This is a genomic window from Chryseobacterium foetidum, assembly GCF_025457425.1.
GTDB classification, from domain to species: Bacteria; Bacteroidota; Bacteroidia; order Flavobacteriales; family Weeksellaceae; genus Chryseobacterium; species Chryseobacterium foetidum.
The window spans coordinates 2,391,846-2,407,051 of sequence record NZ_JAMXIA010000001.1 but is presented as its reverse complement, the minus strand read 5'-3'; the positions used below and the strand labels follow the sequence as shown (position 1 = coordinate 2,407,051).

Sequence of the window (15,206 nt, the reverse complement as noted above, 5' to 3'; positions counted from 1 at the left end):
TTATAGAAATTTGAAAAAACGTTAGTAAAACGTTATCCTTGTTTTTAGAAAGTCTTTATTGATGGTACTTTACAGAGATTATTCGATTCTCCTATAGACTACAAAATAAAAATTAAAACCCGCAAGAGAAAAGCTCAGAAATATTTATCTGAAGAAAATTAAAAATTTTCACAAATAAATTTGGCAGATAAAAAAAAAGTCTATACTTTTGCACTCACATTTGAACGATATGGCAAATCATAAATCAGCACTTAAGAGAATCAGACAAAACGAAGTAAGAAGACTTCGTAACAGATATTACCACAAGACTGCAAGAACTGCATTAAAAGTTTTGAGAAGCGAAGAAAACAAAGCAGCTGCTACTGAGCAATTGCCAAAAGTTATCGCTTTGTTGGACAAATTAGCTAAGAAAAACATTATTCACAAGAATAAGGCAGCTAACTTGAAAAGCAAATTGACTAAGCACGTTAATAAATTAGCGTAATTATATAGTTGGCCCGTTCGTCTATCGGTTAGGACCTCAGATTTTCATTCTGGTAAGAGGGGTTCGATTCCCCTACGGGCTACTAAACTTAATTGTTTCTAACCGGACAATTAAATAAGAGTTGAAACTTATAAAAACAAAAAACTAACCCTGCAAATATTCATTTATTTACAGTTTGGTAGATGGCCCGTTCGTCTATCGGTTAGGACCTCAGATTTTCATTCTGGTAAGAGGGGTTCGATTCCCCTACGGGCTACAAAACCATTGATTTATTTCAATGGTTTTTTGTTTTAAGTTAAATCTTTAATCATAAAAAACCGCAATCCTGATTGAAATGCGGTTTTGTAATGTATAATATAAGATTACTTCTTGCTTAAAGCTTCATCATATCTTCTGCTGATTTCTTTCCAGTTGGTCACATTCCAGATGGCAGTTAAATAATCCGCTCTTTTGTTTTGATATTTCAAATAATAGGCGTGTTCCCAAACATCGATACCGAAGATTGGCGTCCCTTTTTCTTCTACAACATCCATCAGAGGATTATCCTGATTTGGTGTTGAAGAAACGAATAACTTTCCGCTTTTATCGACAGAAAGCCAAGCCCAACCTGAGCCAAAACGGTCTGCACCAGCTTTTGCCATCTTTTCCTTGAATGCATCCATGCTTCCGAAAGTTGAAGTAATCGCTTTTGCTAATTTTTCTGAAGGTTTTGTGTCTTTCTGTGGCGTAAGAACAGTCCAGAATAATTCGTGGTTGTAATGCCCACCTGCATTGTTTCTCACGGCAGGATTTGCCTTTGAAACAGTAGACAAAATCTGAAACAGGGTCTGCTTTTCCTGTGGAGTTCCGGCTATTGCTTTATTCAGATTAGCAACATAAGCTGCTGCGTGTTTTGAATAGTGAATCTCCATGGTTTCCGCATCCACATTACCTTCCAGTGCATTGTAAGCATAAGGCAATGGCGTCTGCTTGAACTGTGCAAACGCAAACTGCGCCGCAAATACTGCAGTGAATGCAGCTACTTTAAAAATCTTCATAACATTTTTATGTAAGGTTAAACTTTTAATTCTTTGGCTGGAAGCGGGGTGATGGAAGCTGGAAGTCTACAACAAAATGCCATAACTTCCGACTTCCCTCTTCCCTCTTCCTACTCTTTCAATAATTTCTTAATATCTTCAATCAGCTTTTCTCTGTCGGGATGAAATTTTCCGTTCAGCTGAGGATTTGTTCCTTCAGCATCTTCGTAATTCAAACCTGAATAATAGAGAATCGGTTTATTCTGCTGATCAAACCTACAACGCACTTTCCCCTCTTTATCTACTAAGGCAATCATCCCACTGTGATTGAGATTTTCGCTTTCATCTTCCTGATCTCCAACATAGATATCAAACTGATCAGCTAATTTACCTATATATGCCCGATCGCCAGTCAAAAAATGCCAGTTAGGAGATTTCGCACCAATCTTTTGAGAATGTTGCTTTAATAATTCTGGTGTATCATTTTCAGGATCGATGCTGATTGAAATAATTCCAAAATCAGGACTTTTGATTTCATCTTCAATAAATCTCATATTGCTATTCATCACCGGACAAATTGTTGGACACTTGCTGAAGAAAAACTCCACAAGATAAACTTTCCCGATCATATCTTTATTGGTGATCTGCCTGTTGTTCTGATTGGTTAATTTAAAATCAGGAACCTTCATCACTGTAAAAAGACTGGTTTTAAAATAATTCATTCCAAAACCGATTCCAAAAAACAACAGTGCGATCACTACAAGCGGAAGAATAATCTTCTTTTTTGTATTGCTTTCCGCCTTCTTATTTTTGGACATATTTCTCCGGATTTTTCTTAAACTCGTCCTTACAGTAAGCACTGCAAAAACCGTACGTTTTATTTTTGTACTCAAAAGTATGCTTCATATCCGGTTCGGTTTTCATCTCGCAAATAGGATCAATGGCGTTGGCGAATTTTACAGGTTTTGAAACTGACTTTGAACTTTTATTTTTTGTTTTATGTTTTACTTTCGGGGTTTCCTGTGCACAGGCAATTAAAGAAACCGACAAAAATGCTGTTAAAAAGAATTTTGATTTCATTTTATTTTAAATTGAAATTAATAATTTGACTGAATAAAACTGAGTAATGTTTAAACTAAATTTAATATGAATTGGAAATCTGAACCATTAAGAAATTTAAATGGTTAAGTTTTTTTTAAGAAAATCATATAGATTTTTAAGCAAGATGCAGATGAGTCTGTAGATTTAATGTAAATGGATGAGATATTACATTCAAACGAAGAATTTAGTTTAAATAAATTTACGCTAACGGAGGATGAAATATTCTGAAATGATATTCTGAAGTGTTAAAATTAAGGTAATCGGAATTTGGATTTTTCAATTCAAGATTAAGACTTAAACAATCTGAAAAAGACATAATTTCATTTGAAAGAAATACATCCAGACCCGCAATTTTCACATTCTGAGAACTATTGGACTGCTTTTCAGTTTTTGCCAGCTCTTTTCCAACATAACATTTCCCTTTGCAGTTGGAATCTACCACATTTCTTTTTTCACAAAGATTTCTTACAATGTAGTCATAATTCACCGCATAATTAAGCATCGGCAAAACGGGACGAATAGCGATGGTAAAAACGATGAAAAAGGATACGAAAAACTTCAAACAAAAATCTTTACTACAAATATAGTGTAGAAAATTGAGTTTGGCGTTGATTTATGATGAAAGTCAGGGAGGCGGGGTTCGCGGTACGAGTTGCCGGATGCGGGATGCGACGTCCAAGATGTGAGGAGAAGCAAATTTTTTTTCAAAATTTCTTGGTTATAAACTGATCATCTCTTTTTTAAATTTAAATTATTTAAATTTATCCTATGAAAGTTTTAATTGTAAATGGTCCTAACTTAAATCTTCTCGGAACAAGGGAGCCGGAAATCTATGGAAGTGTTTCTATGGAAGAATATCTGGAAAAACTGAAATCGGAGTTTTCTTCTCATGAGATTTTGTACTATCAATCCAATATTGAAGGTGAACTGATCAACCGTCTGCAGGAAGATGATTTTGATGCGGTTGTGATCAATCCCGGAGCTTTCACTCATTATTCTTATGCAATTGCTGACTGTTTAAAAAATATTCAGAAACCAAAGGTGGAAGTGCATATCAGCAATATTTACAAAAGGGAAGAATTCAGACAGAAATCTGTAACGGCAGCTTGTACGGATGCGGTTTTGTCTGGCTTTGGGATGGAGGGGTATCGGTTGGCGATATTGAGTTTGAAGTAGTTTCCCACAGATTGCACGGATTTACACAGATTAAATTGTGAATTTTCCTCATTCAAATCAAAATAATTATACAGATTTTCTCTAAAATAAAAAAGAATCCGTCTCACAACTGAGGCGGTTTTTTTTGGTAATTATTGCAGGATTTCGTATATTTATATCTGATAATCAGATAGTTGTTTATGAATTTTAAGCATTATAATCAAAATCAGTTGGTTTTGTTTCCTTATAGTTTTGAGGATTTGATTCCCGAAAATCATCCTGTTCGGATCGTTAATGATATTTTGGAGAAGGTAAACATTGACCCGCTCCTGAAAGCTTACAGTAAAGAAGGAAATCCCAGTTATCACCCTGTGATGATGCTCAAGGTGATGGTTTTTGCGTATATGAACAATATTTATTCATCGCGGAAAATCGAAAAAGCGCTTCGTGAAAACATCAACTTCATGTGGCTCTCCAACATGAGTATTGTAGATCACAATACCGTGAACCGTTTTCGTGCCCATAAACTTGAAGCCGCCTTCAAAAATATTTTCTCCCAGGTGGTTTTGCTTTTGGCAGAAGAAGGTTTGGTGAGCCTGAAACAGGTGTTTGTAGACGGAACCAAAATTGAAGCACAGGCGGGTCGCTACACTTTTGTCTGGGCAAATTCCATCAAAACCAACAAAGAAAAAATGCTTCGTCAACTGGAAGAGCTCTGGAAATACGCTCAAAGTGTGGCAAAGGAAGAAGATAAAGACCCTGAACCGCCGGAGTTCAAAGAGATCAGCAAAGAAAAAATCCGGCAAACGGCAGAAAATATCAATGCCAAATTAAAAGGCAGCGGGGGTAAAACCGATTCCGACAAAAAAGCCAAAGCCAAACTGAATTACATTAAAAACAATTTTGAGAAAAACCTCGATAAATACGAAGCTCAGGAAGCTATTTTAGCAGAGCGGAATTCCTACAGCAAGACCGATGAAGATGCTACTTTCATGAGAATGAAGGACGATCACATGATGAATGGACAGCTCAAACCGGCTTATAATGCACAGATTTCCACAGAAATCGAAGATTCGACGAAGTCAAAATCAAATCATCGTCAATTATACCATCCATCAGCAAACCAATGATATCAATACTTTGGAGCGTCATTTGGAAAATTTTGAGAAATTGTTTGGTAAAAAAAGAATGGAAGAGTTGGAAGAACTCACTGCCGATGCGGGGTACGGAAGCGAGCAGAACTACGAATTATTGGAACAGAACAATATTACACCATTTGTAAAATACAATACTTTCGACAAAGAGCAGAATGCCCATTATCAGGCGAAACACAAGACTTTCAGCAAAGAAAATCTGCATTACAACGGGGAAGGCGATTTTTATATCTGTCCGATGGGACAAAAGATGGAAAAAACGCACGAAAGCACGCGCAAAACCAAGACCGGTTATCCTCAAAAGCTCTCCCATTATCAGGCTAAAAACTGCTATGGATGCCCAATTAGAGGCGTTTGCCACAGTTCCAAAGAAAACCGAAGCATCGAACGGAACCATCATTTGGAAGATTACAAAGAGAAAATACGAAAGCTTTTAAACAGTGAAAAAGGCATTAAAAAAAGAAAACAACGCTCGGTTGAAGTAGAACCTGTGTTTGCACATCTCAAACATTGCAATAATTTTAAGCGGTTTACCCTCAAAGGTCTGAAAAAAGTAGAATTGGAGTTCGGTTTACACGCTTTAGCACACAATCTAAGAAAGAAAGTTGCCTAAAGAGGACAACTTTTTCTATTTTCCAAAATAATATACATTTTACTGAAATAAAAAATCCGCCTCAAATTTTGTTGTGAGACGGATTCCATTTCACTATTTCTAAATGGTCTGTTCCTGAAGTTGAGGACCAGAAGCAATCAGCTTTTTGGCTTCGTCATTACCGCAGTACTGCTCGAAGTTTTTGATATATTTTGCAGCAAGATCTTTTGCTTTTTCTTCCCATTCTGCAACGTCACTATAAGTATTTCTTGGATCTAAAATTCCTTCAGAAACATTTGGTAACGAAGTTGGAATTTCCAGATTCATTACAGGAATCGTTGTTTTATCAGCAGTTTCAATTGATCCGTCGATGATGGCATCAATGATTGCTCTTGTATCTTTTAAAGAAATTCTTTTTCCGGTTCCGTTCCAGCCTGTATTTACTAAATATGCTTTTGCACCGTGTTCTTTCATTTTCCCGATCAATGTTTTTGAATACATTGTTGGGTGTAATGTTAAGAAAGCTTCTCCAAATGCCGGAGAGAAAGATGGTTCCGGTTCTGTAATTCCTCTTTCAGTTCCCGCCAATTTTGAAGTATAACCGCAAAGGAAGTGGTACTGAGCCTGGTTTTCATCTAAAATAGAAACCGGAGGCAAAACCCCGAACGCATCAGCAGAAAGATAAACAATCTTGCTTGCGTGACCTGCTTTAGATGGCAAAACGATTTTATTGATATGGTAAATCGGGTAAGAAACTCTTGTGTTTTCTGTGATAGATCCGTCTGTGTAATCAGCGATTCCGTCATTTACCACGACATTTTCAAGAAGTGCATCTCTTTTGATTGCTCTGAAAATATCCGGTTCTTTTTCTGCTGACAAATCGATTACTTTAGCATAACATCCGCCTTCATAGTTGAAAACACCGTTGTTATCCCAGCCGTGCTCGTCGTCACCGATTAAATATCTTTTTGGATCTGCAGACAAAGTTGTTTTTCCTGTTCCCGAAAGCCCGAAGAATAACGCTACATCTCCTTCTTCACCTACGTTTGCAGAACAGTGCATCGATGCCATACCTTTCAAAGGAAGGTAATAATTCATCATCGCAAACATTCCTTTCTTCATTTCGCCACCGTACCAGGTTCCGCCAATAATCTGAAGTTTTTCAGTAAGGTTGAACATTACAAAGTTTTCAGAATTTAAATCCTGCTCTTCCCAGTTTGGATTGGTTGTTTTTGAACCGTTGATGACCGTGAAATCAGGCTCTCCATAGTTTTCCAAATCGTAATGAGAAGGACGGATAAACATATTCGTAACGAAATGCGCCTGCCACGCCACTTCAACGATAAATCTTACTTTTAGTCTCGTATCATCATTGGTACCGCAAAATGTATCTACAACATATATTTTTTTGGCATCAGAAAGTTGAGTTAAAACTAAATCTTTACAGGACTGGAAAATTTCGGGTGTTGTAGGCAAATTTACTTTACCGTCCCAGAAAATAGTATCTTTTGTAACATCATCCTGTACAATGTACCTGTCTTTAGGCGAGCGACCTGTGAAAATCCCTGTCTGTACAGAAACCGCACCGGATTCTGTCAGTTCAGCTTTTTCAAAACCCTGATTTTCAGGCGACATTTCCGCTTGATATAATTCTTCGTAGGAAGGATTATAAATTAATTCGTAATCTCCTTTAATCCCTAATTTTTGTAAATCCTGGATGATTTTAGCGTTTTTCATTTTACTATATTTTCTTTTTGCTTTTTGTTTATTTAACGTCGTTAATATTAACGAATTGTTAAACTTCGATAAATATAAAAATATATGTGAAAATGACAAATAAAAAAAAGACGTTTTAAGCAATTGATTAACAATCAATTAAATCATCCCACCCGAATATAGTAGTGAAACCTTTGCCCCAAAAATAGTCCTCGTAGCCGTCAAATTTTGCACTCATCACAAAATCACCGCCCCAGGCACCCAAACTTTTGACAAATTTTGCACAATCTGCAAAGAAAATCGATTTAACTGTCGGAATTTCAATGAAATTCGAAATATGTTGTTCATGCAGCATCATTAGCTCGGAAAATTTATCTAATTCATCACACAACAAAATATTCTTTGTGAGATTAGAAAATTCGTCTATCAGTTTTTGAGACTTCGGTTTTGTTCTGTAATGGTTAATTCCTTCCCTGCTATCCTGTTTCTGATTTAAGTGAATGAAAATCAATTCGTTCTTAAATTCAGGATTGAAATCAACTTTTTCAAAATGAATCTGAGGTTTATTCTGAAAGAGCACTGCCGATTTAGCTTTTGCCACTGCAATGTCGTAGCCGCTGCCGCCCAGACTAAGCGCATTGAGAAGGAAAGGATCAATTCCTGACCATTCCGCAAGGTTGTTCATTAGAGTTGAACTGCTTCCCAGCCCGTAATCGGCCGGAAACTGAAGGTTTGTTTTTAAATTATAGGAATCTGTGCCTTTAAATTTAGTTTCAGAAAGACTCTGAACATTTTTGAGTGTTTTAAGAATAAACTCAGCACTCGAGTTGATATTGGTTTCTAAGATCTGCCAGTTTTTATAATCGATGACAGCCTTTAACCAAAATTTATTCTGATGATATGCTTCCCAGAAAATGAGCGATTTTGCATCTGCAGTTTCATCAAAAAAAAACTCTTGTCCCAGCTTGGTTGGTACCGCCAGGACAAGAGCTCCGTCTACAGCGAAATATTCTGAAGTAAGCATCAGCTTTCCCGGTGAATAAATTTCGCCCATTTTTATTTAAATTTAAATTGCTGAAGCGGATGTCACTTCGCCATCTATTTTTTTGATCAAACCTTGTAATGTCTTTCCAGGACCAACTTCGATGAAATTGGTAGCACCGTCTTTGATCATATTCTGTACAGACTGCGTCCATTTTACAGGACCTGTCAACTGAGCGATCAGATTATTTTTAATCTGCTCAGGATCTGTAACTGCAGTCGTTGTAATGTTCTGATAAACAGGAATCGTTGCCTTTCTGAATTTTGTAACTTCAATTGCCGCCGCCAGTCTTTCCTGAGCCGGCTGCATCAAAGGTGAATGGAAAGCCCCGTTAACTGGTAAAAGCAAAGCTCTTTTTGCTCCTGCTTCCTTTAATTTTGCGCAGGCTTCTTCTACAGAAGCAGTTTCTCCCGAAATCACAAGCTGCCCGGGGCAATTGTAATTTGCCGGAACCACAATTCCGCTGATTGATGCACAAATTTCTTCCACTTTAGCATCATCCAATCCTAAAATCGCTGCCATAGAACTTGGATTGGCATCACATGCTGCCTGCATTGCTTTTGCTCTTTCTGAAACCAGCTTCAGACCGTCATCAAAAGATAAAACTCCGTTGGCGACTAAAGCTGAAAATTCCCCTAAAGAATGACCGGCCACCATTTCGGCACCGAGACCGTTTACCGCCTTCAAAGCAGCAACGGAATGTATAAAAATTGAAGGTTGTGTAACTTCGGTTTTCTTAAGATCTTCATCAGCCCCATTAAACATGATGGTTGTGATATCAAATCCCAGAATTTCGTTGGCATACTCCATCAGATCTTTGATGTCTTTTCGGGAATCGTATAATTCTTTTCCCATCCCGACAAACTGTGAACCCTGCCCAGGAAATACAAGTGCTTTCATGTATTTAATTAAATATTTATAAAATAGTTTCTAGTTATTAAGGCATCAATCTAATGACTCTGAAGCCTTTGTTGATATAAGCTCCATTGGCTTTGGCTCTTTCAAACTCATATTTGGTCGCCAACTGAGTCTGCACCTTATTCATCTGTTTAAAGATTTCTCCTTTTTTATTTTCTCTCGTCAGCATATCATTCACCACATCAAATCCGATGATGGCATATTTGCCTGGAGTTTTGCAGTATTTTGCCTTGTAGGCAGCAAGAATTTCTTTTTCAAAATTTCCGTCCGGGTCAATCTTTCTGTCCATTAAATAGACCAAACTTGCCTGTACCAAATCATCTGCTTTCTTTTCGAAGCTAGGAACCGAATACATACTGAATGCTTTCATACCCTGAACTTCTTTTGAAAGTGCAATGATTTTATTTGAAAAAGCCTCTCCCACACCATCATTGTCATTAGCCAACACGGCAATCACCGGTGCTGACTGACCTGTCATCATATTCTGATCCAGCTGAATATCTGCTGCTGAATTTACGATCATAATGTTTGCATTCTTCAAAACTTTTTCAAATCCTGCTTTCAGATAATTGGCATTGTCTTTCTTTGCATCCGCAACAACATAAATTTTCTGATTGGAATAAACAGCTTTTACCTCGTCCACTATTTTATCTGCATACGTTTGATCGCTGGTTTCCAAAATAATCAGATTGCTGTAACCATGGAGATCCGGAGCATTTGCAAATGGCGAAACTACCGGTATTTTCTGTGTTTTTGTAAAATCTAAAAGATCTACAACATTAGATTTAAAGAAAGGCCCGATCACCAAATCTGTATTGTTTGGATTAATCTGTGTAAGAGAATTTCTAAACGAAGCTTCACTTCCTGAATCCACGACTTTTATATCTAATTTCTGTCCGTTTCCTGCATTTCTTTCTATAGCTAATTTAGCACCTGTAAGGAAATCCAAAGCCATGGCTCTGTACTGGGAATCGTTTGAATTATATCCGAAAGGCAGCATCAATACTACATTTAAGGCATCACCATTTTTCTTTACGTAAGCAGGATCCAGTTTTTTGATTTTCAAAACCATTCCGGTTTTCAAACCTTTTGCCAAATCCGGATTGAGGGCAATCAGCTCATCAATCGTTACTCCGTATTTGTTGACAATAGAGAAAACGGTGTCGCCGGCTTCAACAGTGTACGTTACATATTCGTCGTTTTGAACAGACGCAGAAGTTCTTTCGTTGCCGCTGTCGATTTTTGTCCTGTTGTTTGCCGGAGTTACTTTTGCTGGCTGTTCCACAACAGCTGCCTGAGTTCCTCCGTATTTTTTGATGCTTTCTAAAGGGAGCGTAATCTCGTCTCCGATTTTAGTGTGAGAGTCAAGATCAGGATTCAGTTTTCTGAGGTCCGTTTCAGAAATTTTATACTGCTTTGTAATCCCGTAGATGGTCTGTTTTGGCTGAAGAACTATTTTACCCAACTCTTTTACCTTAGGCTCAGAAGTCTGAACTTTTGGTGCCGGAGCAGCAGATGAAGACTTTACATTAAGAACCTGTCCTATAGCTAAAGATCCGTCTTTGGTTTTTGGGTTTAATTTATAAAATTCGTCAATGGTGATGCCGTATTTTTTTGCAACATTGTACGGGGTATCACCTTTTACGACTTTATGGGTCTTCTGTGCAGAAAGCCCTATAAATGCGATTAATCCGGATAAAACGAAAAGCTTTTTAATCATTCTGTGATCTTAAATAGTTTACAAAAATACTTCTTTAAAATTAAATGGCAACAATTATTAGTTTTGATTCTGTCACATCCATTTCTCTGTAGCACGTCTCAATCCATTCTGTGCCGTGATCCGCAAAAAATACGCTGAAATTCAAAACCCTTTCCTGCCAGATTTTTGCTGGATTGATTTCGGTAAAAACAGTTTCAAGTCTTTCCAAAAGCTCGCCCTGTTTGATTTTTTCAGCTTTTAAAAGTCTTTTTTTCAGTCTTTCAAAAGATTTCATCTGCCTCACTTCTTCGCCTTTCACCATGTTTCCAAAGGACTTTTCGGTTTTTTCAGCGACGAGTTTCAGGTTTTCAAAATGAGATTTAAGCAGGCTTTCTTTTTCTTCTAAAGTCTTTAAAATTTCATTGTTATCCAAAATTTTCTTATTGATAACCTTGGTGAAATTTCCGAAAAAATCTTCGACATTTAAATGTAAATGATCAATTTTTTTCAACACTTTTTCCTCAACAAACACCATAGAGTTTCTCGGAATAAGAATCGGAAACGTAATTTGTAATGATTCAAAATAATCTTTCAGCTCCAACCAATACATGATTTCGGCATTTCCGCCGATGTAAGCTAAATTCGGAAGCACTTTTTCCTGATAAACAGGTCTCATTAATGCATTCGGACTGAATTTTTCCGGAAAACTTTCAAGTTCAGCTACAACTTCATCTTTAGAAAAAGAAATTTCAGTGTCATTGACCAAAAATTTGTCCTGAAAAGGATCAATTCTGTCACGGGTTTCCGAAAGATAAAAAAGATTGATATCCCGCGGGTTGACCTGTACTTTTCCGTACTTTTCAGTAAGAAAATCTACTTTTTCTGTTGATTTCTGTTTTAAAGAAGAATTTAAAATTTCATCTTTAAAAACAGCTGTCATCTGAGATTTTAAAGCTTTTGAATCGCCGTCAATGATGAGTAATCCATATTCTGAAAAAAGCCTGTTGACTAAAATTTTAATCGATTCAGTCAGTGTTTTTCCTGACTGATAGGATTCTTTTAACATTAAAATCAGTTCAGTTCCGAAAATGTGATCTTTAAATTCCTTTTCAAATTCTGATATAAAATGAGTGTCAGTCAGTTTAATTTTACCAACTACACCACCACTTTTCTCGTTGATTTCGTAGAAACCGTTTTGAGTTTTGAAATGATTGATTTCTATAAAATCATGATCTTCTGACGCCATCCAATAGATTGGAACAAACTCCTGATTTGGAAACTGTTCTTTTAAATAAAGACAAGTCTTAACAGTCTGTAAAATTTTATAAATAAAAAATGCAGGACCTGTAAAAAGATTAAGCTGGTGTCCGGTCGTAACAGTGAACGTTTCAGGATTTTTAATTAAATCTAAATTGCTTTTCTGAAGATCTGATAGTTTTAAATCTGAAAGCTGATTATTTAATTCATAAAACAGAATCTGCCTTCGCTCATCTGAGAAAGTTGTCTTTTTGTTTTGAATCTGTTTCTGAAAATTATCTTTTGAAAAAGTATATTCCTCAAATCCTTCAATTTGACGGCTGACAAAATCTTTGATCAGCTGCGGAATACTTTCTATGTTTTTAAAATCTAAGGTTTTTAAAGTTTTCAACTTTTTTAGTTTTTAGTTGAACAAATACCAGACGATTCCAAGATTCAGCCTGAAATCATATACCGGATAATGTGGAAAAGCGTACGCCGTGTTGGGTACTACAAGGTTTCCAATCTGTTGTCCTTCGATGAAGAAAAACATTTTTTTAACTTTTAAATTAAAGTAAACATCTGCAATCGGCTTTCCTCCTATAGAAAATGAGTCGCTGCCCGGTAGAATATATTCGTTTAAGATCGGGAAATATTCTCTTGAAGCAAATTTAGTGAAATAATACACCTTCACCCCAGCCTGAATTTCTGCCGCATTTTTGAATGCTCTGGATTGAAAATAAAGATTTCCGCGACCAATGAAAGATGGCAATGGCAAAAGATTTCCATTGGACAGAACATCCTGAAACTGCAGTCTTGTATTGAAATGAAATTTACCGTAGCTGAAAGTTGCATCACCTCCAATCTGAGTAATATTTACCGAGGCATCGCTTTGCATCGGCTGTGCAGAAGAATTGAAATAGGCATAATTATCAATTCTGAAATAATTTGCAAAAAGCTGGGTTTTGAACCATTTCAGATTTACACTTCCTCCAATATCTGATATGGTCTGATTCGCAGGGTTCTGAAGCATATAGTTGAATCTTCTGTAAATGGAAGTATTTGCCAGATAATTAAACGAAGGCGTTGCAGTCTGGAAATTCACATGAGCATCAACAAAATAGTCTTTGATCGGTTCAAACTTCAGGTTGTTTGTCGTTTTCAGATAACTTCCAAACTGACTTCCGTTGGAGAATTCGAGGAATGATTTTAATGCAATTTTATCAAAGAGATTAATCTGAAGATTTCCTACAGCTCCGATTCTGCTTTCTTTCATCTCTGCGGGAACGGAAAGGTTGGAAAGATTGATTTCATTTAAACCAAATTTCAACATCTGATATCTTAAACCGGCATCCAATTTAAATTTAGCATTATCAAAAACCAGACTTACAGTATTGCTGAAATTATCTGAATATTTTTTGGTAGAAGGAGAAAAACCATTGACCAACTGTGCCGGAAGATCGTACCAGTATGGATCTGCACCACCCTGAGTATAGTAATATTTGTTGCCCTGATGTGAAAGGGTATGTCTTATTCTGAAAGGAAATTTCTCCGAATTGAAAGGCGAAAACTGATGGCTGAGATAATATCTTCTGTAAGAAAACTGAGAACTCGAATTTTCAAGATTTACCTGAGCGTTCCACTTGTTGCTGTAATCTGAATCGCCCGCCTGAAAAAGGTCATCGTCTACAATCCCGCCGTTCTCCTGATTGTTAACATTTTGGTGGAGATAGTGTGCGAACAACTCGTAATTTCCGCTTTTTGAAGTGTAGTGGCCTGAGAAAATAGTGTTGTTGTTGGAAGCAAGATAATTTCTGTAAATCCCCTGAGACCTCAATCCGGCATATTCCAAAGCAAAATTGAATCTTTTCCCAATGTTCTGAGTGTAAGTTGAGCGAAGCGCAGCACCATTTCGCATGGCATTATGATAAATGAAAGATGCTGTTGGTGTTTTGACATCATAATATAAAACATCATCCGCTCCTAAAAGATTGTAACCTTTATTTGTAGGAACAAGCGATAGATTTTGTTCAGCCATTACTTCATAAGACAAAGGATTGAATCCTGCACCAATATTTGAAAACTGTACTTTCCCGAAATTATCTCTGTTGTTGTACTGAGAAAAAATATAGGTTTTATCGGCAGTCAGCACCGTATCAAATATTTTTTTCTCAGCCCACTGTTTTTGTATGAGATAATCGTTGATGGTTGGCTTGAAAATCTGCAAAGAATCTTTCTTGCCGGAATCTACGATGATGGTGTCTGAATCTGACTTACCTGCCAGTGTGTCAGTTACAATTTGGGCACGGAGATTTGTGCAAAATAATATAATAAAGAGAAATATGTATTTCATTAAATTAATTTTGGATTACAAAAATACATATGTTTTCACAATATCTAACGTTGATTCAGAAAGTCAACTAATTTTATTAAATCTTTTTCTTTATTAAAATTAATTTTATTTTTCTTTATGTAGTCAGCAACTATATTTTTATCTAAAGAAAAGGTTTCAGCAAAATCACCAGCGTTTTTAGGAAACTTCAAAAGCTGGGTGTCTTTACCGATTAAAAAAAGATCTTTTTCTTTTGCATAATAATCATTAGCATCTTTCGAGTACGCATTTGGACTTTTTTCGCCTTTCAGTAGCTCTATACTTTCTTTTTTATATAACGAGTTTTTAGAATTTTCCACAAGTATAACCAAATACCCAAACTTTGTATTACCATTATACCTATACTGTAAACATCTGTAGGTTTTATTTAAATCCGTAAAATGTATTGAAAGATTATTTTCTTTATTAGCATAGTAGAGCTGGTCACCATTTTTGAATTCCATTTCATCCTCAAATGCATTATATCTTAGAGTCTGTACATCTTTACTGTAGTCTTTTACTTCCACCTTATAAAACTTATCTCCATCTATGTAAGGAAGACCGTCTACAATATATTCCTTTGTTGTTGGCCTATTGCCTTTCATGAAAAAATTTCCGGTTGAATAAGAAATATTTTCATTTCCTGCCTGCGCGCATAGCATGGATGAGATTAGAATAAAAAAAAGTATTTTCTTCATATTAATAATTTTAAACAAATCTAT

Annotated in this window: 13 protein-coding genes, 2 tRNA genes and 1 pseudogene; 5 read left to right on the top strand and 11 right to left on the bottom strand. The window is 36.3% G+C overall.

Annotated features, from left to right (window positions below; genetic code table 11):
• Positions 1–229 precede the first annotated feature (229 nt).
• The 3 genes from rpsT (at position 230) to NG809_RS11335 (ending at position 740) form a co-directional block, all read left to right on the top strand.
• Complete coding sequence (gene rpsT, locus NG809_RS11345) at positions 230–484, top strand: 30S ribosomal protein S20 (RefSeq protein ID WP_056035301.1); 255 nt, start codon at positions 230–232, stop codon at positions 482–484.
• 10 nt (positions 485–494) lie between these two features.
• Positions 495–566 (top strand) — tRNA-Glu (locus tag NG809_RS11340).
• A gap of 102 nt (positions 567–668) precedes the next feature.
• A tRNA-Glu gene (locus NG809_RS11335) sits at positions 669–740 on the top strand.
• A 106-nt stretch (positions 741–846) separates the two neighbouring features.
• On the opposite strand, the gene NG809_RS11330 is transcribed toward NG809_RS11335, so the two are convergent.
• The 4 genes from NG809_RS11330 to NG809_RS11315 all read right to left on the bottom strand — a co-directional run bounded on the left by NG809_RS11330 (position 847) and on the right by NG809_RS11315 (position 3,163).
• A complete protein-coding gene (locus tag NG809_RS11330; protein ID WP_262150716.1) occupies positions 847–1,521 on the bottom strand; it encodes a superoxide dismutase in 675 nt (224 codons plus the stop codon).
• A gap of 110 nt (positions 1,522–1,631) precedes the next feature.
• Positions 1,632–2,318 carry an SCO family protein gene (locus NG809_RS11325; protein ID WP_262150714.1) on the bottom strand — a complete coding sequence of 229 codons (687 nt, stop codon included), beginning with the start codon at positions 2,316–2,318 and terminating at the stop codon, positions 1,632–1,634.
• Entirely contained in the window at positions 2,305–2,580 is a 276-nt protein-coding gene (locus NG809_RS11320) for a YHS domain-containing protein (RefSeq protein ID WP_262150712.1), read from the bottom strand. Before NG809_RS11320 ends, NG809_RS11325 begins: the two co-directional genes overlap by 14 nt.
• 220 nt (positions 2,581–2,800) lie before the next feature.
• Positions 2,801–3,163, bottom strand: coding sequence for a hypothetical protein (locus NG809_RS11315; protein WP_262150708.1), 363 nt, complete (start codon positions 3,161–3,163; stop codon positions 2,801–2,803).
• A 206-nt stretch (positions 3,164–3,369) separates the two neighbouring features.
• On the opposite strand from NG809_RS11315, the gene NG809_RS11310 reads away from it, so the two are divergent.
• Together NG809_RS11310 and NG809_RS11305 are read left to right on the top strand one after the other, a co-directional pair.
• Entirely contained in the window at positions 3,370–3,777 is a 408-nt protein-coding gene (locus NG809_RS11310; protein ID WP_262150707.1) for a type II 3-dehydroquinate dehydratase, read from the top strand.
• A 179-nt stretch (positions 3,778–3,956) separates the two neighbouring features.
• Positions 3,957–5,523 (top strand): annotated as a pseudogene (locus NG809_RS11305) (IS1182 family transposase).
• Between the two features lie 99 nt (positions 5,524–5,622).
• On the opposite strand, the gene pckA reads toward NG809_RS11305, so the two are convergent.
• From pckA to NG809_RS11270, 7 genes are all read right to left on the bottom strand, one after another.
• Complete coding sequence (pckA, locus tag NG809_RS11300; RefSeq protein ID WP_262150705.1) at positions 5,623–7,239, bottom strand: phosphoenolpyruvate carboxykinase (ATP); 1,617 nt, start codon at positions 7,237–7,239, stop codon at positions 5,623–5,625.
• Between the two features lie 127 nt (positions 7,240–7,366).
• Positions 7,367–8,272 carry a GYDIA family GHMP kinase gene (locus tag NG809_RS11295; protein ID WP_262150703.1) on the bottom strand — a complete coding sequence of 302 codons (906 nt, stop codon included), beginning with the start codon at positions 8,270–8,272 and terminating at the stop codon, positions 7,367–7,369.
• Between the two features lie 12 nt (positions 8,273–8,284).
• Positions 8,285–9,160, bottom strand: a complete 876-nt coding sequence (gene fabD, locus NG809_RS11290; protein WP_262150701.1) for an ACP S-malonyltransferase — start codon at positions 9,158–9,160, stop codon at positions 8,285–8,287.
• A 37-nt stretch (positions 9,161–9,197) separates the two neighbouring features.
• Positions 9,198–10,898, bottom strand: a complete 1,701-nt coding sequence (locus tag NG809_RS11285) for an amino acid ABC transporter substrate-binding protein (protein WP_262150699.1) — start codon at positions 10,896–10,898, stop codon at positions 9,198–9,200.
• Positions 10,899–10,938: 40 nt separating this feature from the next.
• Entirely contained in the window at positions 10,939–12,525 is a 1,587-nt protein-coding gene (bshC, locus tag NG809_RS11280; RefSeq protein WP_262150698.1) for a bacillithiol biosynthesis cysteine-adding enzyme BshC, read from the bottom strand.
• Between the two features lie 12 nt (positions 12,526–12,537).
• Positions 12,538–14,466, bottom strand: a complete 1,929-nt coding sequence (locus NG809_RS11275) for a putative porin (RefSeq protein WP_262150696.1) — start codon at positions 14,464–14,466, stop codon at positions 12,538–12,540.
• 44 nt (positions 14,467–14,510) lie between these two features.
• The gene (locus NG809_RS11270) at positions 14,511–15,182 is read right to left on the bottom strand and encodes a hypothetical protein (protein WP_262150694.1); all 672 of its coding nucleotides are present in this window, start codon (positions 15,180–15,182) and stop codon (positions 14,511–14,513) included.
• Between the last annotated feature and the right edge of the window lie 24 nt (positions 15,183–15,206).

Bases quoted from the DNA above. Each gene is read 5' to 3' on its own strand.
- NG809_RS11285 (WP_262150699.1), bottom strand. From the start codon at position 10,898: ATGATTAAAAAGCTTTTCGTTTTATCCGGATTAATCGCATTTATAGGG.
- pckA (WP_262150705.1), bottom strand. From the start codon at position 7,239: ATGAAAAACGCTAAAATCATCCAGGATTTACAAAAATTAGGGATTAAA.
- NG809_RS11295 (WP_262150703.1), bottom strand. From the start codon at position 8,272: ATGGGCGAAATTTATTCACCGGGAAAGCTGATGCTTACTTCAGAATAT.
- fabD (WP_262150701.1), bottom strand. From the start codon at position 9,160: ATGAAAGCACTTGTATTTCCTGGGCAGGGTTCACAGTTTGTCGGGATG.
- NG809_RS11310 (WP_262150707.1), top strand. From the start codon at position 3,370: ATGAAAGTTTTAATTGTAAATGGTCCTAACTTAAATCTTCTCGGAACA.
- NG809_RS11325 (WP_262150714.1), bottom strand. From the start codon at position 2,318: ATGTCCAAAAATAAGAAGGCGGAAAGCAATACAAAAAAGAAGATTATT.
- NG809_RS11320 (WP_262150712.1), bottom strand. From the start codon at position 2,580: ATGAAATCAAAATTCTTTTTAACAGCATTTTTGTCGGTTTCTTTAATT.
- NG809_RS11275 (WP_262150696.1), bottom strand. From the start codon at position 14,466: ATGAAATACATATTTCTCTTTATTATATTATTTTGCACAAATCTCCGT.
- NG809_RS11330 (WP_262150716.1), bottom strand. From the start codon at position 1,521: ATGAAGATTTTTAAAGTAGCTGCATTCACTGCAGTATTTGCGGCGCAG.
- NG809_RS11270 (WP_262150694.1), bottom strand. From the start codon at position 15,182: ATGAAGAAAATACTTTTTTTTATTCTAATCTCATCCATGCTATGCGCG.
- rpsT (WP_056035301.1), top strand. From the start codon at position 230: ATGGCAAATCATAAATCAGCACTTAAGAGAATCAGACAAAACGAAGTA.